This is a genomic window from Ferribacterium limneticum (assembly GCF_020510585.1).
Taxonomy (GTDB): domain Bacteria; phylum Pseudomonadota; class Gammaproteobacteria; order Burkholderiales; family Rhodocyclaceae; genus Azonexus.
In genome coordinates, this window is sequence record NZ_CP075190.1 from 3,152,029 (window position 1) to 3,176,311 (window position 24,283).

Annotated in this window: 22 protein-coding genes; 13 read left to right on the plus strand and 9 right to left on the minus strand. The window is 60.4% G+C overall.

Translation table 11 applies throughout. The annotated features are described in order from the left end of the window. Positions 1–9: 9 nt before the first annotated feature. On the plus strand, positions 10–2,976 hold the full coding sequence (locus KI613_RS15100) for a valine--tRNA ligase (protein ID WP_226400881.1): 2,967 nt from the start codon (positions 10–12) through the stop codon (positions 2,974–2,976). Between the two features lie 11 nt (positions 2,977–2,987). Then, positions 2,988–3,467 carry a hypothetical protein gene (locus KI613_RS15105; protein WP_226400883.1) on the plus strand — a complete coding sequence of 160 codons (480 nt, stop codon included), beginning with the start codon at positions 2,988–2,990 and terminating at the stop codon, positions 3,465–3,467. Between the two features lie 57 nt (positions 3,468–3,524). On the opposite strand, the gene pabB is transcribed toward KI613_RS15105, so the two are convergent. From pabB to KI613_RS15120, 3 genes are all read right to left on the minus strand, one after another. Further along, positions 3,525–5,153 carry an aminodeoxychorismate synthase component I gene (pabB, locus tag KI613_RS15110; protein WP_226400885.1) on the minus strand — a complete coding sequence of 543 codons (1,629 nt, stop codon included), beginning with the start codon at positions 5,151–5,153 and terminating at the stop codon, positions 3,525–3,527. A 119-nt stretch (positions 5,154–5,272) separates the two neighbouring features. Next, positions 5,273–5,500 carry a sulfurtransferase TusA family protein gene (locus KI613_RS15115; protein WP_226400887.1) on the minus strand — a complete coding sequence of 76 codons (228 nt, stop codon included), beginning with the start codon at positions 5,498–5,500 and terminating at the stop codon, positions 5,273–5,275. A 42-nt stretch (positions 5,501–5,542) separates the two neighbouring features. Beyond that, on the minus strand, positions 5,543–6,991 hold the full coding sequence (locus tag KI613_RS15120; protein ID WP_226400889.1) for a beta-barrel assembly-enhancing protease: 1,449 nt from the start codon (positions 6,989–6,991) through the stop codon (positions 5,543–5,545). 112 nt (positions 6,992–7,103) lie between these two features. On the opposite strand from KI613_RS15120, the gene moaC reads away from it, so the two are divergent. Genes moaC through soxZ form a run of 3 tightly spaced genes read left to right on the plus strand, consistent with a single transcriptional unit; the run spans position 7,104 to position 8,342 of the window. After that, positions 7,104–7,538: a cyclic pyranopterin monophosphate synthase MoaC gene (moaC, locus tag KI613_RS15125; protein ID WP_404827013.1), complete on the plus strand. Its 435-nt coding sequence runs from the start codon at positions 7,104–7,106 to the stop codon at positions 7,536–7,538. Between the two features lie 16 nt (positions 7,539–7,554). Further along, entirely contained in the window at positions 7,555–8,028 is a 474-nt protein-coding gene (soxY, locus tag KI613_RS15130; RefSeq protein ID WP_226400893.1) for a thiosulfate oxidation carrier protein SoxY, read from the plus strand. 2 nt (positions 8,029–8,030) lie between these two features. Beyond that, positions 8,031–8,342 (plus strand): thiosulfate oxidation carrier complex protein SoxZ, encoded by a 312-nt coding sequence (gene soxZ / locus KI613_RS15135; protein ID WP_226400895.1) that lies wholly within the window; start codon positions 8,031–8,033, stop codon positions 8,340–8,342. 75 nt (positions 8,343–8,417) lie between these two features. Here the strand turns inward: soxZ and KI613_RS15140 are convergent, their stop codons facing one another. After that, positions 8,418–8,621, minus strand: a complete 204-nt coding sequence (locus KI613_RS15140) for a cold-shock protein (protein ID WP_066880803.1) — start codon at positions 8,619–8,621, stop codon at positions 8,418–8,420. 272 nt (positions 8,622–8,893) lie between these two features. Between KI613_RS15140 and clpS the strand changes: the two genes are divergently transcribed. From clpS to aceA, 4 genes are all read left to right on the plus strand, one after another. After that, positions 8,894–9,202 carry an ATP-dependent Clp protease adapter ClpS gene (clpS, locus tag KI613_RS15145; protein WP_226400897.1) on the plus strand — a complete coding sequence of 103 codons (309 nt, stop codon included), beginning with the start codon at positions 8,894–8,896 and terminating at the stop codon, positions 9,200–9,202. Continuing rightward, positions 9,202–11,463: an ATP-dependent Clp protease ATP-binding subunit ClpA gene (gene clpA / locus KI613_RS15150; protein WP_226400898.1), complete on the plus strand. Its 2,262-nt coding sequence runs from the start codon at positions 9,202–9,204 to the stop codon at positions 11,461–11,463. Before clpS ends, clpA begins: the two co-directional genes overlap by 1 nt. A gap of 65 nt (positions 11,464–11,528) precedes the next feature. After that, positions 11,529–12,020: a ribonuclease E activity regulator RraA gene (gene rraA / locus KI613_RS15155; protein ID WP_226400899.1), complete on the plus strand. Its 492-nt coding sequence runs from the start codon at positions 11,529–11,531 to the stop codon at positions 12,018–12,020. A 217-nt stretch (positions 12,021–12,237) separates the two neighbouring features. Beyond that, entirely contained in the window at positions 12,238–13,536 is a 1,299-nt protein-coding gene (gene aceA / locus KI613_RS15160; RefSeq protein WP_226400900.1) for an isocitrate lyase, read from the plus strand. A gap of 132 nt (positions 13,537–13,668) precedes the next feature. On the opposite strand, the gene KI613_RS15165 is transcribed toward aceA, so the two are convergent. Then, a complete protein-coding gene (locus tag KI613_RS15165) occupies positions 13,669–14,022 on the minus strand; it encodes a YbaN family protein (protein WP_226400901.1) in 354 nt (117 codons plus the stop codon). A gap of 7 nt (positions 14,023–14,029) precedes the next feature. After that, positions 14,030–14,932: a LysR family transcriptional regulator gene (locus KI613_RS15170; protein ID WP_226400902.1), complete on the minus strand. Its 903-nt coding sequence runs from the start codon at positions 14,930–14,932 to the stop codon at positions 14,030–14,032. Between the two features lie 113 nt (positions 14,933–15,045). Between KI613_RS15170 and aceB the strand changes: the two genes are divergently transcribed. Further along, positions 15,046–16,644: a malate synthase A gene (gene aceB / locus KI613_RS15175; RefSeq protein ID WP_226400903.1), complete on the plus strand. Its 1,599-nt coding sequence runs from the start codon at positions 15,046–15,048 to the stop codon at positions 16,642–16,644. A 228-nt stretch (positions 16,645–16,872) separates the two neighbouring features. On the opposite strand, the gene KI613_RS15180 is transcribed toward aceB, so the two are convergent. Further along, positions 16,873–17,862 carry a LysR family transcriptional regulator gene (locus tag KI613_RS15180; RefSeq protein WP_226400904.1) on the minus strand — a complete coding sequence of 330 codons (990 nt, stop codon included), beginning with the start codon at positions 17,860–17,862 and terminating at the stop codon, positions 16,873–16,875. Positions 17,863–17,959: 97 nt separating this feature from the next. On the opposite strand from KI613_RS15180, the gene KI613_RS15185 reads away from it, so the two are divergent. Beyond that, complete coding sequence (locus KI613_RS15185; RefSeq protein ID WP_226400905.1) at positions 17,960–19,177, plus strand: MFS transporter; 1,218 nt, start codon at positions 17,960–17,962, stop codon at positions 19,175–19,177. A 120-nt stretch (positions 19,178–19,297) separates the two neighbouring features. Here the strand turns inward: KI613_RS15185 and KI613_RS15190 are convergent, their stop codons facing one another. Together KI613_RS15190 and KI613_RS15195 are read right to left on the minus strand one after the other, a co-directional pair. Then, entirely contained in the window at positions 19,298–20,290 is a 993-nt protein-coding gene (locus KI613_RS15190) for an aldo/keto reductase (RefSeq protein ID WP_226400906.1), read from the minus strand. A gap of 12 nt (positions 20,291–20,302) precedes the next feature. Then, positions 20,303–21,070 (minus strand): SDR family NAD(P)-dependent oxidoreductase, encoded by a 768-nt coding sequence (locus tag KI613_RS15195; RefSeq protein ID WP_226400907.1) that lies wholly within the window; start codon positions 21,068–21,070, stop codon positions 20,303–20,305. A 111-nt stretch (positions 21,071–21,181) separates the two neighbouring features. Between KI613_RS15195 and KI613_RS15200 the strand changes: the two genes are divergently transcribed. Both KI613_RS15200 and KI613_RS15205 read left to right on the plus strand, forming a co-directional pair. After that, entirely contained in the window at positions 21,182–22,072 is an 891-nt protein-coding gene (locus tag KI613_RS15200; protein WP_226400908.1) for a LysR family transcriptional regulator, read from the plus strand. A 269-nt stretch (positions 22,073–22,341) separates the two neighbouring features. Further along, positions 22,342–24,204, plus strand: a complete 1,863-nt coding sequence (locus KI613_RS15205) for a sensor domain-containing diguanylate cyclase (RefSeq protein WP_226400909.1) — start codon at positions 22,342–22,344, stop codon at positions 24,202–24,204. Positions 24,205–24,283: the final 79 nt, after the last annotated feature.

A 24,283-nucleotide genomic window follows, 5' to 3' on the forward strand; every position in this document is an offset into this window, starting at 1 on the left:
GACAAGCCCATGGAACTCGCCAAAGCCTTTGAACCAGCCGATATCGAACGCCGCTGGTACCCCGAGTGGGAAGCCCAGAATTACTTCGCTGCCGGCGTTGACCGCAGCAAGGCAGCTGACGAAAACTTCTGCATCCTGCTGCCGCCGCCCAACGTGACCGGCACGCTGCACATGGGCCACGGCTTCAACCAGACGCTGATGGACGCGCTGACCCGTTACTACCGGATGCGCGGCCACAACACGCTGTGGCAGCCAGGCACCGACCACGCCGGCATCGCGACGCAGATCGTTGTCGAGCGCCAACTGGACGCCCAGGGCGTTTCCCGCCACGACCTCGGCCGCGAGAAGTTCCTCGAAAAAGTCTGGGAATGGAAGGAATACTCCGGCAACACCATCACCAAACAGATGCGCCGCATGGGCACCAGCCCGGACTGGAAGCGCGAGCGCTTCACGATGGATGCCGGCCTCAACAAGGTCGTTACCGAAACTTTCGTCCGCCTGTTCAACGAAGGCCTGATCTACCGCGGCAAGCGCCTGGTGAACTGGGATCCGAAGCTGCACACGGCCGTTTCCGACCTCGAAGTCGTGCAGGAAGAAGAAGACGGCTTCATGTGGCACATCCGCTATCCGCTGGCTGATGGCTCGGATAGCCTGGTGGTGGCGACGACCCGTCCGGAAACCATGCTCGGCGACACCGCCGTGATGGTTCATCCGGAAGACGAGCGCTACAAGCACATGATCGGCAAGATGGTGAAATTGCCGCTGACCGATCGCGAAATCCCGATCATCGCCGACAGCTACGTCGATCTCGAATTCGGTACCGGCTGCGTCAAGGTCACGCCGGCCCACGACTTCAACGACTACGCCGTCGGCCAGCGCCACGGTCTGCCGATGATTACTGTGTTGGACCTAGACGGCATCGTTCCAAGGGTCGCAACAGTTTATGGATCAGATGGCCGCCTGCGAGACAGCATTGATTTGCCGAAGAACCTCATCGGCCTTGATCGTTTTGAAGCGCGCAAGGCCGTTGTCACCGACCTTGAAGCCCTCGGCATTCTGGAAAAGACGGACAAGCACAAGCTCAAGGTGCCACGCGGCGACCGGACCAATGTCGTCATCGAACCGATGCTCACCGACCAGTGGTTCGTCGCCATGTCGAAGCCGGGAGACGACGGCAAGTCGATCACCGAGAAGGCGCTCGACGTCGTCCATTCCGGCGAAATCAAGTTCTACCCGGAAAACTGGGTCAATACCTACAACCAGTGGCTGAACAACATTCAGGATTGGTGTATTTCCCGTCAGCTGTGGTGGGGCCACCAGATTCCAGCATGGTACGACGCACTTGGAAATGTTTATGTCGCTCATACCGAAGAGCAAGCTAGAAATCAGCTTCTGAAAACCATAGCTGAACTCGAGCAAAGAGCAATTACTGAAGAACTAGAAGGTAACGCAGAGGCATCAAGCATAGCCTCCGATGCTGCAAAAGCTCTGCAACAAAAAGGGCTTCGACGTGACGAAGACGTCCTCGACACCTGGTTCTCCTCCGCCCTGTGGCCGTTCTCGACACTCGACTGGACGGGCGACGAGGCCATCGACGCGGCCAATCCGATTTTGCAGCAATATTTGCCGTCGACCGTGCTGGTCACCGGTTTTGACATCATCTTCTTCTGGGTCGCGCGCATGGTCATGATGACCAAGCAGATCACCGACCAGATCCCGTTCAAGCACGTCTATGTGCATGGCCTGATCCGCGATGGCGAAGGCCAGAAGATGTCGAAATCCAAGGGCAATGTGCTCGACCCGATCGACCTTATCGACGGCATCGGCCTCGATGCACTGATCGAAAAGCGGACCACCGGCCTGATGAACCCGAAGCAAGCCGAGAGCATCGCCAAGAAGACCAAGAAGGAATTCCCGGAAGGCATCGCTTCCTTCGGTACAGACGCCCTGCGCTTCACTTTTGCCAGCCTCGCCTCGCCCGGCCGCGACATCAAGTTCGACCTCAATCGCTGCGACGGCTACCGCAATTTCTGCAACAAGCTGTGGAACGCCACGCGCTTCGTGCTGATGAACGTCGAAGGCCACGACCTAGCCCTCGAACACCAGCAGAACGGCCCGGCCTGCGGCGGTTCAGTCCCGCTCGAATTCAGCTTCGCCGACCGCTGGATCGTCAGCCAGTTGCAGCGCGTCGAGAAGGAAGTCGAGCAGCACTTCACCGACTACCGTTTCGACCTGGTCGCTCAGGCCATCTACAAATTCATCTGGGACGAGTTCTGCGACTGGTATCTGGAAATCGCCAAGGTCGAGATCCAGACCGGCAACGACGCCCAGCAGCGCGGCGCCCGCCGGACGCTGGTGCGCACGCTGGAAGCCGTGCTGCGCCTAGCCCATCCGCTGATCCCGTTCATCACCGAAGAGCTGTGGCAGACCGTGGCGCCGATCGCCGGGCGCAAGACGCACGAGTCGATCATGCTCGCCGCCTACCCGCGCGCCGAGGAGTACAAGATCGACCCGGTTTCGGAAGCCAAGGTCGAGCGCCTCAAGGCCCTGGCCTACGCGACCCGCAACCTGCGTGGCGAGATGAATGTCTCGCCCGCCCTGCGCATGCCTTTGCTGGTTGCCGGTGGCGGCGCCGAGATTTCTGAATTTGCCGCCATCCTGCAAGCTCTGGGTAAGCTCTCCGAGGTACAAATCGTTTCCGACATGCCGGCCGATGCCATGGCACCGGTTGCCGTGGTCGGTGAAACCCGCCTGATGCTCAAGGTGGAAATCGACGTAGCCGCCGAGCGCGTGCGCCTCGCCAAGGAAATCGAGAAGCTCGAAAAGCTGATTTCGATTGCCCAGGGCAAGCTCGCCAACGAAGGTTTCGTCGCCCGCGCCCCGGCCGCAGTGATCGATCAGGAAAAACAGCGGGTGGCCGACTTCACGGCGACGCTGGAACAACTCAAGCCCCAACTTGCCAAGCTGGGTAACTAAAAAGGATTTACATGTCCCAAGACAAACGCGGCATCCTCTCGCAGATCTTCATCGCGTTGATGATCTTTTCGGCGCTGGTAGGCGCCTGGAGCGTCGCTTTCATGATTTCGTGGCCGAAGGACAAGACCGATGTCTGGAAGCCTGAATTCCGCGTCGTCGCCATCTGCGCCAACAAGGAACCCTGCGGCTTCGCCTACAAGGACCTGGCCGACGCCAAGGCCAAGGGCCTGTACACCACGCTGACGCCAAGCGCGCCGGCCGGCGACATCCAGGAAGAAGCCAACTGGCTCAAGTGGAAGATCGAAAACGGCGTTTTCGAGGTCAAGGCTTCATCCTGGCACTTCCAGACAACGATCCGTTACACGGTCGAGAATGAAGTGCCGATCCTGCTTGACTATCAGGATGTCGATGTCCCCAAGGCCTTCTATTACGGCATCGCGGCAGCACTATTCTCGATGCTCGGCCTTTATTTGCGCCGGCTGCGCAGCTGATTGACAGCCAGCCCGGCATTCCTGCGGTCAACCGGAAAAAACGGCCAAATTTGAAAATCAGGCAATTTTTCCGGTTGACCGTAGCGATACCTGCACCAGCCCCCTGAGGGCGTTTCCCAGATAGAAACCATCGGCCAGATCTTCCGGCCACAAAACGGCCTCGCGAGCCTGGCCATCAGCCAGCAACGTCGCCCGCAAAACGCCGGGCAAGGCGCCACTGGCCAGTGGCGGCGTCAGCAAGACACCGTCGCGCACGACAAAGACATTGCTGCGCGCCCCTTCGGCAACTTCGCCACGTTCATTCAAAAAAACCACGTCGAAAAGTTGCGGATCGCCGTCCAGCGCCTTGAGTGCCGCGTCGTACTGCACCCGGTCCGTGGTCTTGTGGCGACGCAGCGGATAGCCAGATTCGATGGCCGCGGCGGCCTGCACGGCATGGCGCGTCCCGCTCGGTTCGACGCCCAGCGGGAAGGCTTGGACATCGATGCAGCCATCTTTCGCCAGAGTCAGCCTCACCCGCCAGGTACCGGCAATGGGCTGTGCAGCCAGCAATTCAGCAACACGTGTTTCGTCACAGGCAAACCCCAGCCATGCCGCCGACCGGCGCAAACGTTCGAGATGCCCGGCCAGATGCGGATATTGCCCGTCTTCGCGGCGCAGCGTTTCGATCAATAGCAGGCCGGGATCACAGTCGCCCAGAAAACGGGACTTGAGCAGGCATTCCTGCCACTCGGCTTCCGGCTGCGAATCGGCAACAATGCCACTGCCAACGCCCAGCTTGCCGTGGCCATCGGCGCCCAGTTCCAGCGTACGAATCGCGACGTTGAGGCGAAAATCGCCATCCGGCGCCAACCAACCGAGCGCCCCGGTGTAAATGCCGCGCTCGGTGTTTTCCAGTTCGGCCGCAATCTGCATGGCGCGGATTTTCGGCGCCCCGGTAATCGAACCACAGGGAAACAGGGCGCGCAGGATTTCGCCGAAACTCCGCCCGCCGACATCGGCCGAAACCTCCGACACCATCTGCCAAAGCGTCGGGTATTCCTCGATATCGAACAAGCGGTCGACGACGACGCTGCCCAGGTCAGCGACACGGCCGAGGTCGTTGCGCAGCAGATCGACGATCATCAGGTTTTCCGCCCGGTCTTTTTCCGAATTGCGCAGTTGCTCAGGCGGCGCGCTACGGGGCGCCGTGCCCTTCATCGGCTTGGTCAGCAACCGGTCGCTACAGCGTTCGAGAAACAGTTCGGGCGACAGCGAAAGCAAGCCATGCCGGGCATCGCCAACGAATCCGCCGTAGCGAACCGGCTGCCGCTCGCGCAGTCGGGTATAGAGCGCCAGTGGCGAACCAAACCATTCGAATTTGAGCGGGAAGGTGAAATTGACCTGATAGCAGTCACCTTCAAAAATTAGCCGTTTTATCCGGTTGACCGTAAGAACATAGGTTTCTTCATCAATCGCCGGCTGCAAGCCGCCGACACCAGCCACGCCATGGCCAAGCAGCTCCAACCAGGCCTGAGCTTCGGCCGAAGGCAGCGAAATCCGTTTCGAGAACCGCCAGAAACGGGCCAGCGGTCGCCCGCCGGGTTGCCAGTCAACCGGCGCCGACTTGGGTTCGAGCAGATAGCCCAGTTCATAGTCGAGCGCAACGACTGTCCACTGCGGATCATCCTGCAGCGCCAGCAACACGGCTTTCAGCGAGGCCGCATCGTTGACCTCAAGGCAATCAATCAGCCCATCGAAGCGCCAAGCGGCGGGTTCGCCAGCCGGCGCCCGCCTGTCCTCGAAAAGTGCGGTGAATTCAGGGTTTATTTGCGCTTCAGGTAAAACTCGAAAACGCGATTTTCTTCTTTTTGCTCAACCAGCTCGTTACCGGTCTGCTTGGCAAAAGCCGGAAAATCCTTCAGGGAACCAGGATCGGTCGCCAGCACGCGCAGAATCTGGCCTGACTCCATCTCGGCAAGCGTCTTCTTGGTACGCAGGATGGGCAACGGGCAGTTCAGCCCCTTAACGTCGAGATCGCGATTAAATTCCATGTTCATTCGGCCAAATGGATTAGAGGCACGATTTTACCTCGATTAATTACGCTTTTCCTTGAGTTCATCGATCAGCCGTTGCTTCATTTCGCGCAAACGCGCGTCGATCGAAGACATCTCGAAGAAATTGGCGTCGCCGGCTTTCTGCGCCTGCTGCAATTGCTCGACCGCCCCCGCCGTCTGCCCCTGCAAGGCAAAAACCTCGGCCAGCGCCCGATGCTGCATGGCCTTTTTATCCAGGCCGGCGTAGCTTTCGGCGCGCATCTTGTGCAAGCGGACATCGTCCGGGGTGTTACCCAGGCGCGCCTCAACGAAACGCAGCGCCTCGTCATAACGCCGCGCGCTGAGCAAGGCCGCGCCATAGCCGTAGAGCAGGCCCTGATTGAGCGGGAAACGCACCATCGCATCGCGATAAATCGTCAGCCCCCCCGCTGCGTCGCCCTGCGCCATCCGGATATCGGCCCGTAAGTGCTCCAGCATCGGAGCTGAAACCCCGAGGCTACGAATGGTTCCAATCTCCCGCTCAGCCCCCGGCCAATCGCGATTTCGATAGAGCGCGAAGGCCAGGCCATAACGAATGGCCGCTTCGGAAGCAAACTTCCGTTCACGCAACAAGCCAGCCATATCCTTCACCGCATCGACCGGCCGCCCCTGCATGGCCCGAACCTTGGCCCGCACCAGCTGGAAATCGACGCTGTCCGCCACCTGGCGATAAGGCACCGCCTGCTCGCGATTCTGCATGTCGGTCAGACGCTCGCCGGTCAGCGGGTGGGTGCGCAGGTAAGCCGTCGCGTTGTTCTCGTACAGGCGAACGGACTTTTGCAGGCGTTCGAAAAACACGCCCATGCCGCGCACGTCAAAACCCGCCTTGCGCAGGATATCGAAACCCTGCCGGTCAGCCTCCCGCTCGAAATCCCGGGAAAAGGCCAGCTGGGCCGAAATCGCCCCGGCCTGTGTTGTCGCAATCGCCGCACCGGCCATCTGCCCGCTTGAGCGCGCAGCCAGCAGGGCCAGCGCCATCGCCACCATCGACGCCATGCCAATCTGCTTCGACTGGAACACCTGACGCGCGATATGGCGCTGCGTCACATGCGATATTTCATGCCCAAGCACGCCAGCCAGCTCCGATTCCGTCTGGGCGGACACGATCAGCCCGGTATGCACCCCGATGTAACCGCCGGGCATGGCAAAGGCGTTGATGTTCGGATCGTTGATCGGGAAAAAGTAAAAGCCGAAACCGGGATCATTGCTGACTGCCGCCAGTTGACCACCCAGTTGATTCAGATAGGCCTCGACATCGGCATCGTCGAGATATGACGGCTCGCGCCAGCGGATTTCATGCATGATCTGCTGGCCAATTTTCTTCTCGGTACTCAGCGACAAGTCGTTGCTGGCCGCATCGCCCAACTCCGGCAACTCATCGGCTGCTACGGGCTGCAAAGTCAGCGTGCAGGCGAGAAGGGCGGCGATGAATCGTTGGCTCAGGTGCATGGTGCTATGATACCGCAGCCCCGATAACCGCCCTTCCGGCGCATCGTAACCAATCGTAACGCCCGTGACCCACCAGACTCTGACTCATTTCGACAACGCCGGCCAGGCCCATATGGTCGACGTCGGCGCCAAGGCCGAAACCGCCCGTGTCGCCCGCGCCGCCGGCAGCATTTTCATGAAGCCCGAAACCCTGGCGCTGATTCGCGCCGGCTCCGCCAAAAAGGGCGACGTCCTGGGCATCGCCCGCATCGCCGCCATTCAGGCCTCCAAACGCACCGGCGACCTCATTCCGCTTTGCCATCCAATCGCCCTGACCCGCGTCACTGCCGACTTTTCCATCGACGAAGCCCAAAATGCAGTTCATTGCGAAGTCGTCGCAGAATGTTTCGGGCGAACCGGTGTCGAAATGGAGGCACTGACCGCAACATCGGTTGGTCTGCTGACCATTTACGACATGTGCAAAGCCGTCGACCGTGGCATGCGCGTCGAAAACATCCGTCTGCTTGAAAAAGCCGGCGGCAAATCTGGCCACTGGGTCGCCGAATAACTCTCCCGCCAAGATCATGTCCGAACTGCGCAGAAAATTCCTCAAAGGCGGCGTCTCGGCCGCCCTGTTATCACCTTTGATCGGCAGCGGCCTGCTCATGCCAACCCGCGTCCTGGCCGCCGAGTGGAACAAGAACGCCTTCACCGCCCGCAATGTCAATGACGCGCTCAAGGCTTACGGCAGCGCCAATGCCCCCGAATCGCGTGACATCGTGATCAACGCCCCGGAGATCGCCGAAAACGGTGCAAAGGTGGAAGTCGAGATCACAAGCAATATCGCCAACACCCGCAGCCTGGCCATCTTTGCCGACAAGAACCCGATGCCGCTGTGCTCGGCCATCGAATTCTCCGGCCCGGTCCTGCCTTACGTGAGAGCCCAGCTCAAAATGGCCGAAACTACGCGCGTCCGGGCCGTGGCTAAAACAACGGATGGGAAGTCCTACGTTGCCTTTCGCGAGATCAAGGTAACGCTTGGCGGATGTGGAGGCTGAGCATGGCAGATCAAATCAAGATTCGCGCCCAGAACCAGGGTGAAGTCACCGACATTCGCATCCTCATGCAGCACCCGATGGAAACCGGGCAGCGCAAGGACGACAAGGGGCAGAGCATTCCAATGCACTTCATCCAGACCTTCACGGTCAGCCTGAATGGAAAACCAATTATCGATGGACAACTCAACACATCGATTTCCAGAAACCCGCTATTCACCTTCAAGGCGCGCGGCATCAAGGCAGGTGACAAGCTGTCGGTGGCCTGGGCGGACAATAGCGGCGACCGGCGTCAGGACGAAATCACTGTCGCCTGAATATTTCCTGATCATGTAAATGAAAAAAGCCCGCCTGAAACCAGACGGGCTTTTTAACGCGCTCTTATCCGAAGCTTAGGTGCTCTGGATATTGGAAGCCTGCTTGCCCTTGGGGCCTTGCACGACGTCGAAGGAAACTTTTTGACCTTCCTTCAGAGTCTTGAAACCATTCATGTTGATGGCGGAGAAATGTGCGAAGAGATCTTCGCTGCCATCATCAGGAGTGATAAAGCCAAAACCCTTGGAATCATTGAACCACTTGACTGTACCGATTGCCATGTTTGCAACTTTCTTACAAAAGACGAACAAATTTACGGGTCTCCCCGACTCCCTGTTTGAACTCAGTGACCCGGTGCATTACAGCAACCTCGATACAGCTAGAAGCCAAACACGATTGCTTTCTACGCCAGTTGAATTTTATCGTCAACAAGTTTCGATGCGGCGCCGCAGCAAATCAGGGCATGACAAATCTCGGCCCTGATCTGGAAATCAACCAATTCGCCCCAATGTTTTATATTGCGGATTAAGACGGACTGTATAAAATCGAGCGCATGGCGACAAAGGCACAGGAAGGCGGACAACTAGCGGCACAGCGCAGCAAGCTGGGTCCGCCGAAGATGTACAAGGTACTGTTGTTGAACGACGATTACACGCCCATGGATTTTGTAATCACCGTGCTGCAACGTTTTTTTTCTCTGGATACTGAACAAGCAACGCAAATCATGCTCAAAGTTCATAACGAGGGTCGTGGCGTCTGCGGAGTTTTCCCGCGGGACATCGCTGCAACCAAAGTTGAACAGGTCATTGCATTCGCACGCCAGCACCAACACCCGCTTGCCTGCATCATGGAGGAAAATTGATGATTGCCCAGGAACTCGAAGTCAGCCTGCACATGGCCTTCGTCGAGGCGCGTCAAAAACGCCACGAGTTCATTACCGTCGAACATCTGCTGCTGGCGCTGATCGACAACCCTTCTGCGGCCGAGGCCTTGCGCTCATGTGGCGCCAAGACCGACACGCTGCGCAAGGATCTGACCAATTTCATCGACGAGCACACGCCGACCGTTTCCGGCGAGGACGACATTGACACCCAGCCAACGCTCGGTTTCCAGCGCGTCATCCAGCGCGCCATCCTGCACGTCCAGTCTTCGGGCAAGAAGGAAGTCAACGGCGCCAACGTGCTCGTTGCCATCTACGGCGAGAAGGATTCGCACGCCGTCTATTTCCTGCAAAAGCAGGGTGTGACGCGGCTCGACGTAGTGAATTACATCTCGCACGGCATCAGCAAGGTGCCGCAGCAAGCCAAGGCCGCGCCAGAAGGCGAAGTTGAAACCGACGGCGAAAAAGCTGAAGCCGGGCCGCTTGAGCAATACACGATCAACCTCAACGCGCTGGCACTGCAGGGCAAGATCGACCCGCTGATCGGCCGCGACAAGGAACTGGAGCGTGTCATCCAGACCCTGTGCCGGCGCCGCAAGAACAACCCGCTGCTGGTCGGCGAAGCCGGCGTTGGCAAGACGGCCATTGCCGAAGGACTGGCCCGCAAGGTCGTTGAAGGCGAGGTACCGGAAATCCTCGCCAAGGCCAATGTCTATTCGCTGGACATGGGTTCGTTGCTGGCCGGCACCAAGTATCGCGGCGATTTCGAGCAGCGCCTGAAGGGCGTTCTCAAGGCCTTGCAGGACAACCCACAAGCCATCCTGTTCATCGACGAAATCCACACCCTGATCGGTGCTGGTTCGGCTTCCGGCGGCACGCTGGATGCTTCCAATTTGCTCAAGCCAGCGCTTTCTTCGGGGCAACTCAAGTGCATCGGCGCGACGACCTATACCGAGTTCCGCGGCATTTTCGAGAAGGACAGCGCCCTGTCCCGCCGTTTCCAGAAAATCGACGTCAATGAACCTTCGGTCGCCGAAACGGTGGAAATCCTCAAGGGCCTGAAAGCCCGTTTCGAGGCCCACCACGGCATCAAATATTCGGCCACGGCGATTTCGTCGGCCGCCGAACTGGCTGCCCGCTACATCACCGACCGCCATCTGCCGGACAAGGCGATCGACGTCATCGACGAGGCAGGCGCAGCACAGCGCATCCTGCCGAAATCAAAGCAGAAGAAGGTAATCAACAAGACAGACATCGAGGAGATCGTTGCCAAGATCGCCCGCATCCCGTCGCAGCATGTCACGCTCGATGATCGCGGCGCGCTGAAGAACCTGGATCGAGACCTGAAGGCTGTAGTTTTTGGCCAGGACAAGGCCATCGACGCGCTGGCCAAGGCCATCAAGATGGCTCGCTCCGGGCTGGGCAATCCGGGCAAGCCGATCGGCTCCTTCCTGTTCAGCGGCCCGACCGGCGTCGGCAAGACGGAAGTTGCCAAGCAACTGGCCTACTGCCTCGGCGTTGAACTGCTTCGTTTCGACATGAGCGAATACATGGAACGCCATGCGGTTTCCCGCCTGATCGGCGCGCCGCCGGGCTATGTCGGCTTCGAGCAGGGCGGCCTGCTCACCGAGGGCGTGACCAAGAAGCCGTATTGTGTGCTGCTCCTCGACGAAATCGAGAAGGCACATCCGGACATCTTCAACATCCTGTTGCAGGTCATGGACCACGGCACGCTGACCGACAACAACGGGCGCAAGGCCGATTTCCGCAACGTGGTGATCATCATGACCACCAACGCCGGCGCTGCTGATTTGCAGAAATCCAGCATGGGCTTCACGAGTTCGAAGCAAACCGGCGACGAAATGGTCGAGATCAAGCGTCTGTTCACGCCGGAGTTCCGCAATCGCCTGGATGCGACGATATCCTTCGGCCCGCTCGATCACGAGGTCATCCTGCGTGTCGTCGACAAGTTCCTCATGCAGCTTGAAGAGCAGTTGCACGAGAAGAAGGTGGAAGCCCATTTCACCGACGCGGTGAAGGAACTGCTCGCCGAAAAGGGCTTCGATCCGCTCATGGGTGCTCGTCCGATGGCCCGGCTGATCCAGGACACGATCCGTTCGGCCCTGGCCGACGAGTTGCTGTTCGGCAAGCTGTCGAGTGGTGGCCGGGTCACGGTCGACCTCGACAAGGACGGCAAAATCAAACTCGATTTCGAGGAAGAAAAAGCCGAAGCCACCGTCTGAACGATTGCCATCCACCCCAAAAGCCGTGCAACATTGCACGGCTTTTTTATTTCGAGGACTCCAGCATGACCTTCAAGACCCCTGACCTTTGTGACGAATTCGAAGCCGAACTGGGCAAGACCGTTCGCGTCGTCGCCCCGATGTTCCAGCGTTACGGCGGCCGCAGCAGCTTTTCTGGCGAGATCGTCACGCTGAAAATTTTCGAGGACAACTCGCTGGTCCGCGAAGCCTTTGCCGAGGACGGTAAGGGCAAGGTTCTCGTCATCGATGGCGGCGGTTCGCTGCGCTGTGCGCTGGTTGGCGACCAACTGGCCATTCTGGCGGCCAAGAACGGCTGGGCCGGGGTCGTTGTATACGGGTGCATCCGGGATTCGGGCGACATCAACGGCATCGATATCGGCGTGCGCGCGCTCAACACGCATCCGCAGAAAACACTCAAGAAGGGCGTCGGCGACAAGAATATTGCCGTGACATTTGGCGGCGTGACATTTACCCCGGGTGAATATCTCTACGCCGACGAAGATGGTGTTCTGGTCAGCAGCAAAACTTTGTGCTGACGCAGCGCAATTTCATTTCATAAAAACAAACAGCGTTTTGCATCGTGAAAATATGAATGCAACTCGCTGTTTTTATTTAAAATAATTTTGTCTTATGTCTTATATAAGACTGTTGCTGCCTCGCAGAAAAATCACTATACTTTCCTCCATCGGCACTGCACCATAGACACCCGGTTCTTCGCCGAAACCCCCAAACCAAATTACCTGAGGAATTCACATGAGCACTCGCGAACAGCAAATCGCCGCCCTCGAAAAAGACTGGGCTGAAAACCCCCGCTGGAAGGGCATCAAGCGCGGCTACTCCGCTGCTGACGTCGTCCGCCTGCGCGGCTCTTTCCAGGTCGAGCACACCCTGGCCCGTCGCGGCGCCGAGAAGCTCTGGGATCTGGTCAACAACACCCCCTACGTCAACTGCCTGGGCGCCCTGACCGGCGGTCAAGCCGTTCAGCAAGCCAAGGCTGGCATCAAGGCGATCTACCTGTCCGGCTGGCAAGTTGCTGCTGACAACAACGAATACGCCGCCATGTACCCGGACCAGTCCCTGTACCCGGTTGACTCCGTGCCAAAGGTTGTCGAGCGCATCAACAACGCCTTCAACCGCGCCGACGAAATCCAGTGGTCGAAGAACATCAACGCCGGCGATGCTGGTCACGTTGAATACCACCTGCCGATCGTGGCTGACGCTGAAGCCGGCTTCGGTGGCGTGCTCAATGCCTACGAACTGATGAAGGCCATGATCCGCGCTGGCGCTGCTGGCGTGCATTGGGAAGACCAACTGGCTTCCGTCAAGAAGTGCGGCCACATGGGTGGCAAGGTTCTGGTTCCGACCACCGAAGCCATCCAGAAGCTGATCGCTGCCCGTATGGCGTCTGACGTCTATGGCGTGCCGACCCTGGTTATCGCCCGTACCGATGCCGAAGCAGCTGACCTGCTGACCTCCGACTACGACGAAAACGACAAGCCGTTCCTGACTGGCGAGCGTACCGCTGAAGGCTTCTACAAGACCAAGAAGGGTCTGGACCAGGCCATCTCCCGCGCTATCGCCTACGCTGACTACGCCGATCTGGTGTGGTGCGAAACCGGCACGCCGGATCTGGAATTCGCCCGCAAGTTCGCCGAAGCCGTGCATAAGGTTCACCCGGGCAAGATGCTGGCCTACAACTGTTCGCCTTCCTTCAACTGGAAGAAGAACCTCGACGACGCCACCATTGCCAAGTTCCAGAAGGAACTGGGCGCCATGGGTTACAAGTACCAGTTCATCACCCTGGCTGGCATCCACAACATGTGGTACCACATGTTCGACCTGGCCCAGGACTACGCCAAGCGCGGCATGTCGGCCTACGTCGAGAAGGTTCAGGAGCCGGAATTCGCTGCTCGTGACCGTGGCTACACCTTCGTCTCGCACCAGCAGGAAGTTGGTACCGGTTACTTCGACGATGTCACCACCGTCATCCAGGGCGGCAAGTCCAGCGTCACCGCACTGACCGGCTCGACCGAAGAAGAACAGTTCCACTAAGAAGCTCACAGCTTTGAATTGCCGCCCGACCGGGCGGCAAACGAAGGCCGACACTCACGAGGTGTCGGCCTTTTTCATTTCCGAACAATGACTCTTACGGTCAACCCGAAAAAACGGCCAAAATTGAAATGCTCAAACCGATGGCCGCGTCCACATCCAGCTCAACACCGTGACGGCAACGACCAGCGGCACATAGCACCACGGCTCCGGCAGGCCCAACCAGCCGCCGATGGCGCTGATCGCCATGAGAACCGTCGCCAGCCGCTTGGCAACGAGAGGAATGGCGCCATGGTCGCGCCAGGCACGGATGGCCGGCCCGGCGCTCGGGTGTGCCAGCAACCTGGCCTCCCATTCCGGATGCGAGCGGGCGAAGAAATAGGCGGCGAGGATCAGGAAAGGCGTTGTCGGCAACAGGGGCAGCACGGCACCGATCACGCCGAGCACGACACAAAGGATACCGAGGCCACGATAGACGGGGGTTTTCATGGCAACCTCAGCGCAGTTCCCAATAACTCGGCCGGCTGTAGGTTTCCTTGAGCAGATCGATGAACAGCCTGACCCGCAGTGGCAGATGCCGGCGTTGCGGAAAAACGGCGTAGATGCCCATCGGCGGCGCCTGCCAGGCGTCGAGCACCGACGTCAGCCGCCCCTCCTTCAAATCCTGTCCAACCTCCCACAGCGAGCGCCAGGCCAGGCCACGACCGGCCAGCGCCCATTCATGCAGCACTGCACCGTCGTTGCATTCGAAACTGCCGCCAACCTTGATGGTATCGACCTGATTGCTATCCGGATCGCGAAAGACCCAGCCGCGCTGCTGGCCGAGCGACAGGCATTCGTGGTTAGCCAGATCGGCCGGCTGGCGCGGCACGCCACGAGCAACGAGATAGGCCGGGCTGGCGACGACCATCCGGCGCATCTCGCCGAGGCGGACGCTGATCAGGCTGGAATCGGTCAATTCGCCGATACGGATGGCGCAGTCGATGTTTTCATTAACCAGATCGACCAGACGGTCACTCAGGTTCAGATTGACCCGTACTTCCGGGTTGGCCAGCATGAAATCGCCGACCAGCGGAGCGACATGGCGTCGGCCAAAGCCGGATGGCGCCGACACCCGTAGCTGGCCGCTGGCCCGCACGCTGCCCAGCGACACCGCCGCCTCGGCATTGGCCAGATCGTTGAGCGTTTTCTGGCAATCTTCGAGAAACGCCTGGCCCTCGAAAGTAATGGTCAGCTTGCGCGTGGTGCGCAGCAATAGTTTGACGCCGAGCCGCGCTTCGAGCGCATCGAGCCGCCGGCCGATAATCGCCGGCGTGACGCCCTCGACCCGCGCCGCCGCGGAGAGACTGCCCCGAGTAGCGGCCGAAACGAAGGCTTCGATCTGTTTTAGGCGGTCCATTTGATACCTAAAGTAAAAGATGAATTGATTCTATCCGTCTTTCAAGTCTTATAGAAGAGTCATAGAATCCGCTGCAGCGCAACATCCATTCATCCTTCACTCAGGAGTTCCTCATGGCCCTCAACCTGCCCCAAGGCGTGCAAATCACCGGTCCGATCAAGCCGGGTTACGAATCCGTCCTCACCTTCGAAGCCCTCGAACTGGTCGCCAAGCTGCACCGCGCCTGCGAAGCGCGCCGCCAGGAACTGCTGAAAGCCCGCGTTGCCCGTCAGGCCCGCATCGATGCCGGCGAAATGCCCGACTTCCTGCCGGAAACCGCCCACATCCGCGCCGGCGACTGGAAGGTTGCCCCGGTGCCGCCGGCCCTGCACTGCCGTCGCGTCGAAATCACCGGCCCGGTCGAAGCCAAGATGATCATCAACGCCTTCAATTCCGGCGCTGATTCCTACATGACCGACTTCGAGGACTCCAATTCCCCGAACTGGGACAACCAGATCCAGGGCCAGATCAACCTCTACAAGGCCATCCGCCGCGAACTCTCCTTCAAGGGCGAGAACGGCAAGGAATACAAGCTCAACGACAAGATCGCCACCCTGCAGATTCGTCCGCGCGGCTGGCACCTCGACGAAAAGCACGTGCTCGTTGATGGCCAGCGCGTCGGCGGCGGCATTTTCGACTTCGCCGTCGTCTTCTTCCACAACGCCAAGGAACAGATCGCCCGCGGCGCCGGCCCCTTCTTCTACCTGCCGAAGATGGAAAGCCACCTCGAAGCCCGCCTGTGGAACGACATCTTTGTCATGGCTCAGGACCACATCGGCCTGCCGCAAGGCACCATCAAGGCCACCGTGCTGGTCGAAACCATCCTCGCCACCTTCGAGATGGAAGAAATCCTCTACGAACTGCGCGAGCACTCGGCTGGTTTGAATGCCGGTCGCTGGGACTACATCTTCTCGTGCATCAAGAAGTTCAAGAAGAACAAGGACTTCTGCCTGGCCCAGCGCGGCGCCATCACCATGGAAGTGCCCTTCATGCGCTCCTACGCCCTGGCGCTCGTCCAGGCTTGCCACAAGCGCGGCGCCCCGGCGATGGGCGGCATGTCGGCCCTGATCCCAATCAAGAACGATCCGGTCGCCAACGAAAAGGCCCTGGCCGGCATCCGCCACGACAAGACCCGCGACGCCAACGACGGCTACGACGGCGGCTGGGTGGCCCACCCGGGTCTCGTGCCGATCGCCATGGAAGAGTTCGTCAAGGTCCTCGGCGACAAGCCGAACCAGTTCGGCAAGCAGGTCGAAGGCAAGTTCGGCCCGGCCCAGTGGCTCGACTTCAAGCCGGAACAACCGATCACCGAAGCCGGCCTGCGCAACAACATCAACGTCGGCATCCATTACCTGGGTTCCTGGCTGGCCGGCAATGGCTGCGTGCCCATCCACAACCTCATGGAAGATGCGGCCACCGCCGAAATCTCCCGTTCGCAGGTCTGGCAGTGGGTCGTTTCGCCGAAGGGCGTTCTCGACGACGGCCGCAAGGTCACCGAAGACATGGTCCGCCCGATGATTGCCGAGGAACTGGCCAAGGTGAAGGCGACTGTCTCGGCCCAGGGCGAAGACACCGCCACCTACGATCAGGCCGCCGTGATTTTCGACAAGATGTCGCTGACCCCGGACTACCCGGAATTTCTGACCCTGCCGCTGTACGAGGCGATGGAATAAGCAGTACCCGAGAGAGGCGCATCAGACGCCCAACCTCGACAGAGAAGCTGGAAGAAAAACGCCGGGGAAACCCGGCGTTTTTCGTTGGCGCCTAAAATCCAGTCCAAACAGTGTTCGCCATTCGTAAACTGCGAACCGCTACGGTCAACCGGAAATTTTGGCCAATTTTGAAATTATCCTGACCAAGGATAGCTCCGCCATCCGGGCTCGATTTGCCAACCCCTTTACTCAAACCACAGCCGCCCCAGCCAGCACTCCCGGCATGGCCTGACGCATGATGTCGATGAAACAGCGCAGGCGGGCCGGATAGAAGCGGGCGTAGGGATAGACCAGGCTGACCGGCAAGGCGGCGGCCTGCCATTCCGGCGTCAGGTGAATGAGTTGGCCGCTGGCCAGGTCGTCGGCGAGAACCCAGGCCGAGCCAACGCAGGCCCCCAGACCGAGCAGGGCGGCACTGCGCAGGGCGTACAAGCTGTCGGTACTGAAGCGCGGCGTAATCGGCACGCGCTCAACCGCCCCCGTTGCCAGATGCTTCAGGCTGACTTCATTGCGGTAGAAGGTGCGCAGCGCGAGCCAGGGCAAGGCGGCCAGTTCGCGTGCCGTGCCCGGCGGCGGCGCACCGTTCAGGACATCCGGCGCGGCGACGACAATGCGCGGCACCTCAGAGAGGCGGATGGCAACCAGACCGGGATCGGTCACCTCGCCGACCTGGATGGCGCAATCGATGCCGGCCGCGATGTAGTCCTGGATCGAGCGGTCGTCGTGCAGCAACCACTCGACACTCATCCGCGGATAGCGCTTCAGGTAATCGGCCAGCGGCCTGACCAGGCGCTCCTGGCCGAAGGCATGCGGCGCCACGACACGCAGGATGCCCTCCGGCTCGTCGCCGGCGCCGCGCAGATCGGACTCGAAGGCGGCCCAACTGCCCAGCAACTCGCGCGCCCGCTCGTAGCAGCGCTCGCCGTCGACGGTCAGACGCATGGCGTGCGTCGTGCGCTGCAAGAGGCGCAGGCCGAGCGAGCGCTCAAGGGCCTGCAGGCGGCGGCTGATCGTCGGCTGCGTCATGCCCATCTGTGCAGCGGCGGCGGAAAGACTGCCGGCCTCGACGATGCGGACAAAGGTTTGCATCAGTTCGATGCGATCACCGCTGACCGCCGAAGACGACAGATCTGGCGCAGCGGCGACAACATGCTTTTGATCGGAATCAGGCTTGCTCATACGTTCACCGTATAACGAATGTGCCGGCAACGATACTACCGTTCGCATCCACAACCAACCAGAATGCCAGACATCGACAGCAAGCACGGTGAACAACATGTCTTCCATTCAAAATACGCATGAAAGTAGTCAAACTGCGCCGCTGGCGCCGCGCCTGATCCTGCTGCTGGCGGCCGGTGCCGGTTTTGCGGTGGCGACGCTGTATTACAGCCAGCCCATTCTTGGCATTCTCGGCCCCGACATCGGCGCTTCAGACCGCGCTATCGGCCTGGTGCCGACCTTGACGCAACTCGGTTACGCCCTCGGCATCCTGCTGCTCGCCCCGCTCGGCGACCGCCACGACCGACGCAGCATCATTCTGATCAAGGCCGGCCTGCTCATTGCGGCACTCCTGCTCGCCGGTTTTGCGCCCTCCATCGCCTGGCTGCTGGCCGCCAGTCTGGCCATCGGGCTGACGGCGACGCTGGCCCAGGACATCGTGCCAGCCGCCGCGACGCTCGCGCCGCTGGCCCAGCGCGGCCGGGTGGTCGGTACGGTGATGACTGGCCTGCTCATGGGCATCCTGCTGTCACGCGTGGTCAGCGGCCTGGTGGCTGAACATTTCGGCTGGCGGGCGATTTTCATCGTCGCCGCGGCCAGCATTGCGCTGATCGGCATCGCCGCCTGGCAGGGCCTGCCAAAATTCGCGCCGACCACCGATCTTTCCTACGGCGCCCTGCTCGGCTCGCTGCGCACGCTCTGGCTGCGCCATGCCGCGCTGCGTCGCGCCGCCCTCGCCCAGGGGTTGTTGGCGGTCGGCTTCAGCGCTTTCTGGTCCACCCTGGCGGTGATGTTGCACGATGCGCCTTTCCATCTCGGCAGCGCCGTCGCCGGCAGTTTCGGCCTGGCCGGTGCCGCCGGCGCCCTGGCCGCTCCCTTGGCCGGCCATCTCGCCGACCGGCGTGGCCCCGAGCTGGTGACGCGGCTGGGCTGCGGGCTCAGCGCCCTGTCTTTCGCCGGCCTGTCGCTGGCGCCGCTGCTTTCACCGAGCGCCCAGCTCTGGCTGCTCGGCCTCGGTGCCGTCGGCTTCGACCTTGGCGTCCAGGCCAGCCTGATCGCCCACCAGACCATCGTCTACAGCATCGAGCCGGGCGCTCGTAGCCGGCTCAACGCCGTTCTCTTCGTCGGCATGTTCATCGGCATGGCCAGTGGTGCGGCGCTGGGCAGCCTGTTGCTGAGTCAGTGGGGCTGGGTTGCCGTGACCGGCATGGCGGGGCTCACAGCACTGGGCGCGCTGGCCGTGCGCTTCTGGAAAGGGGCGGCGGAACTGGCATAGAAACAACGGCCCGCAGCGAAGACGGGCCGTCGTTTTTGGCAGTAACGATCATTTCAGCGGGCATTCCCGGACCCGACCAGCGAAAGAACGTTGCATGAGCAGAGCCCTTCCGGCAACGCCTTATTCGATGCCCGCCATGCCGGCCTCGGGATAACGCGCACCGGCCACCCGCTCGGCGGCAAATATCCGGTCGAGTTCGGCGATTTCTGCCTCATTCAGCAGCACATCGACGGCGCCCGCATTCTGCTCGAGATAAGCAATACGCCGGGTTCCCGGAATCGGCACCACATGCGGCTGCTTGCTGAGCAGCCAGGCGAGCGCCACCTGAGCATTGGTCAGGCCGCGGGCGCTGGCGAAGCGACCAAGTTCGGCAACCAGTTGACCGTTGATTTTTTCCGCCTCGCCGACAAAACGCGGGTTGTGCTTGCGAAAATCGCCCTCGGCCAATTGTTCGCGGTGCACGGCGCCGGTCAGGAAGGCCCGGCCGAGCGGGCTGTAGGCGACGAAAGTCGTGCCCAGCTCGGCACAAGTGGCTAGCACTTCACGCTCAGGTTCGCGCGTCCATAAGGAATACTCGCTTTGCACGGCGGCAATCGGATGCACTGCGCAAGCTTGCCGCAGCGTCTTGGCAGAGACTTCGGAAAGGCCGATCTGGCGGACTTTCCCAGCCGCGACCAACTGGGCCATGGCAGCCACCGTTTCCTCGATGGGCACTTCCGGGTTGCGTCGATGGCAGTAATAGAGGTCGATCTGCTCAACGCCGAGACGTTGCAGCGAGGCGTCGCAGGCGCTCCGGATGTAGGCCGGGCTGTTGTCGATGTGCCGCTCGTACTTGCCGGGCTGGCGGACAATGCCGAATTTGGTGGCAATCACCACCTGTTGCCGGCGCGCCGGGCCGCCCTCCTTGAGAAAGCGGCCGAGCAGGCTTTCATTGTGGCCAAATCCGTAGGTGTCGGCGCTGTCGAAGAAATTGATACCGAGCTCGAGCGCCCGAGCTAGCGTGCGCAAGGACTCGGCATCGTCGCTGGCGCCATAGAACTCGCTCATCCCCATGCAGCCGAGTCCGATGGCGGAGACCGGCTGCTGTTGTCGACCAAGAAAGCGTGTTTGCATGTTGATCGCCCTTTACTGAACCGTGTAGCCGCCATCGACGGCAAAGCCCTGACCGTTGATGTAGCTGGCAGCGGAGGAAAGCAGGAAGAGCACGGGCTTGGCGATTTCCTCGGGTTGACCGGGACGCCCGGCCGGACTGGTCTTGAGCGTGGCTTCCAGATTTTCCAGACCGCCGAAACCGATTTCGGCCATCGGGGTAACGATCGGTCCGGGATTGACCGCATTGACCCGGATGCCCTGCTGAAAACCTTCGAGCGCCGCACTGCGGGTCAGCCCGAGTACGGCATGCTTGCTGGCCGTGTAAGACGAAAAATTGGCGAAGCCGATCTGGGCAACGATGGAGGCGGTATTGACGATGGACCCGCCGCCGGTTTTCAGCATCGCTGCCATTTCATACTTGAGCGACCAGAACACGCCGTATACGTTGGCCTGCATGACTTCGGCGAAATCGGCGCTGGTCAATTCGTGGATGGGCGCCACCTTGCCCAGCACACCGGCGTTGTTGAAGGCGCCGTCCAGTCTGCCAAAGTGGGCGACGGTCGTCGCCACTGCGTTCTGGATATCGGCTTCGACGGTGACATAGGTCCGGATGGCGATGGCGTCGCCGCCGGCAGCACGAATCTGCATCACCAGATTTTCAAGCGCATCCAGACGGCGGGCTGCCAGTGCCACCTTGGCCCCGGCCCGGCCGAGGGCCAGGGCAGTGGCGGCGCCGATGCCGGACGAGGCGCCAGTGACAAGGATGGTTTTGCCCGACAGGTCGGCCAGAATATTTTGCATGTTGTTCTCCGTTGCAGGGTTGGGGATATGACAGCAAGCAGCCTACTCCCGGGCCAACTGTGCAACAATCCGCATACTGCTTGATAGGCTATTGAGCTATTCTCATCAATCATGAACCCCGCCAGTCTTGCCGATCTCCAGTCATTTGCCGCCGTGGCGCGCTTGCGCAGCTTTCGCAAGGCGGCCACCGAACTTGGCGTTTCACCTTCAGCCCTGAGCCATGCCTTGCGCGGTCTGGAAGCCCGGCTCGGTGTCCGCCTGCTTAACCGGACAACGCGCAGCGTGGCGCCGACCGAGGCCGGCCAACGCCTGCTCGACCGGCTGTCGCCCGCCTTGCAGGACATCCACGGCGCGCTGGACGAGGTCAATGCCTTTCGCGACTCGCCATTCGGCACGCTGCGCATCAACGCGCCGCGTGCCGCTTGCGAGCTGGTCCTGGCGCCGATGCTCGGGCGCTTTCTGGAAGCCAACCCGGGCATGCGCATCGAATTGGTGGCCGAGGATGCCTTCGTCGATATCGTCGCCACCGGCTTCGATGCCGGTGTCCGCTTCGGCGAAAGTCTGCAGCAGGATATGGTGGCCGTGCCGCTCGGCCCGGCCCAGCGTTTTGTCGTGGTTGCCTCGCCCGATTATCTGGCGGCGCACGGCACACCAAGTTGCCCGCGTGAATTGCAGCAGCACCGCTGCATTCGCATCCGTTTCCCCAACGGCAGTTTTTATCGCTGGGAATTTGCCCGCGGCAGCGAGCAGTTTGAAATCGAGGTCGACGGGCCGCTCGCCACCAGCCAAATGCCGCTGATGATCACGGCCGCAGAACAAGGCCTCGGGCTGGCCTATGTTTATGCCCAGTATGCGGCGGCGCCGGTAGCCGACGGCCGGCTGAAAACAGTGCTTGACGACTGGTGCCCGGAAATTCCCGGCTTCTACCTGTACTACCCGAGCCGCAAACTGATGCCGGCCGGCTTGAAAGCCTTTGTCGACATGCTGCGGATATTGCCCTGACCTTGCCAGGACAATCCCGTGACCAACGAGGGAATCCGGGACGCAAATAACCAATGGCTACGGTCAACGGGAAAAATCGGCCAAAAATGAAATCCGATTATCACTTTTTGATGATATTCAAGACCTTGGATGCTCTCTGCCGCCGCCCAAGTTGACCTTGATCAAACACCTCTCCATCTCCAACTCAAATCGTTCAAGCCCGGATTGCTCCGCATATTCGTTGGGCCATAATCACGCACTGAAAATTTCCCTGTCCGGAAAACACCGCCATGAACCTCAACGCAAAAGTCACTTTCTTTTTCGTCAGTATTTTTGCCGGCTTGCTGGCGGTTCTCATTGCCATCAGCCTGTACGCTTTCCGCAACTTTTCCATTGCCTCGGCGACCGATCACATCCGGACCGCCGGTGAAATTGTCCGCGTGCACCTGACGGAATCGATGATCAACGGCGTCATCGACAAGCGCGAAAGCTTTCTGCGCCGACTGGTCGAAGTCCAGGGATTGAAATCGGCCCGGGTCATCCGTTCGCCGGAAGTCGAAAAACAGTTCGGCAAGGGCCTGAGTCAGGAAGCGGCAGCCGACGACCTGGAGCGCCAGGTCCTCGTGCAAGGCAAACCGCGCTTCGAACTCGTCACGCAAGGCGACGAAACGCTTTTCCGCGGCGTCATTCCCTACATCGCCACGGCGAATGGCAACCCCAACTGTCTGCAATGCCACCAGGTCAGCGAAGGCGCCGTGCTTGGCGCCGTCAGCATGAGCATGTCGCTCGAAGCACTGCGCGACAAGGCGCTGTTCACGGTGGCCGGCATTGGCGTTGCCGTAGCCTTTTTTGCCCTGCTCCTGGTACTCCTGCTGCGCCGCCTGCTGCGCCCTATCTCGGACACCGCCATTGCCGTCGAAGAAGCTGTCCAGCGCGCCCTGCGCGGCGATTTCAAGGCGCATGTCGAGAAGAAAACCAACGATGAAATCGGCCAGATCGCGACCGACATGAACCGTTTGCTGACCTTCCTCGACGACGGCCTCAACCGCATCGGCACCAACGTCGCCCGCCTCACCGAGCGCACCCCGGCCCCCGGTGAAAACCTGCTGACGGCGACCATCGACATGGTCGACGGCCTGACCAAGGCGGCCCACTTCAAGCAGGCCATCGAGGAAGACGAAGTCAAGATCGAGATCTACCAGCGCCTCTCCGTCGCCCTGCAGCAGGAATTCAAGCTCAAGGAATTCTCGCTTTACGAAGTCAGCACCAACAAGAAGCAAATGAAGGCCATCATGGTCGATGGTGAATTGGCCGACACCTGCCGCTGGTGCGACCCGCAGATCCTGATCCGCCCCGAAGCCTGCCGCGTCCGCCGTACCGGCCACGTCGTCGACAGCATCACCAGCGCCGACATCTGTTACTCGTTCCGGCCACCAACGGAACTGGGCGAACGCCACCATGTCTGCTTCCCGGTCATCCAGTCCGGCGCCGTCGGCAGTGTCGTGCAATTGGTGACCACCCCGGAGAACGCTGCCGATCTGCTCGCCAAGGTGCCCTTCATCAACGTTTACCTGCGCGAAACGGCGCCGGTCCTCGAAACCAAGCGCCTGATGGAAAACCTCCGCGACTCGACGCTGCGCGACCCGATGACCGGCCTCAACAACCGCCGCTTCCTCGAGGAATACGTCGAGACGCTGGTTTCCAGCGTACAGCGCAAACGCACCCACGTCGCCATCCTGATGCTCGACCTCGACTACTTCAAGATGGTCAACGACACCTATGGCCACGATGCCGGCGATGCCGTACTGAAAGCCCTCTCCTCGCTGCTCAAGCAGTCGGTGCGGGCTTCCGACCTGGTCATTCGCTACGGCGGCGAGGAGTTCCTGATCATCCTGGTCGACAGCGAAGGCCACGCCGCCGACAACGTCGCCGAAAAAATCCGCCTCGCCGTCGAAGGCCTGAAAGTCCAGATCGCCGGCATCACGCTGCAGAAGACAATCTCGATTGGCATTGCCGACTTCCCGACCGACAGCGACACCTTCTGGCAGGCCGTCAAGTTTGCCGACGTGGCGATGTACCAGGCCAAGGACCAGGGGCGCAATCGGGTCATCCGTTTCAATCCGGCGATGTGGAGCGATAACAAGGAATATTGAGCGCCCAATCTATTACCACAGGTACAAGATAAAGCGACTTTTTCACCCGTTATCAAAACTTAACTGAGCCAATACACTG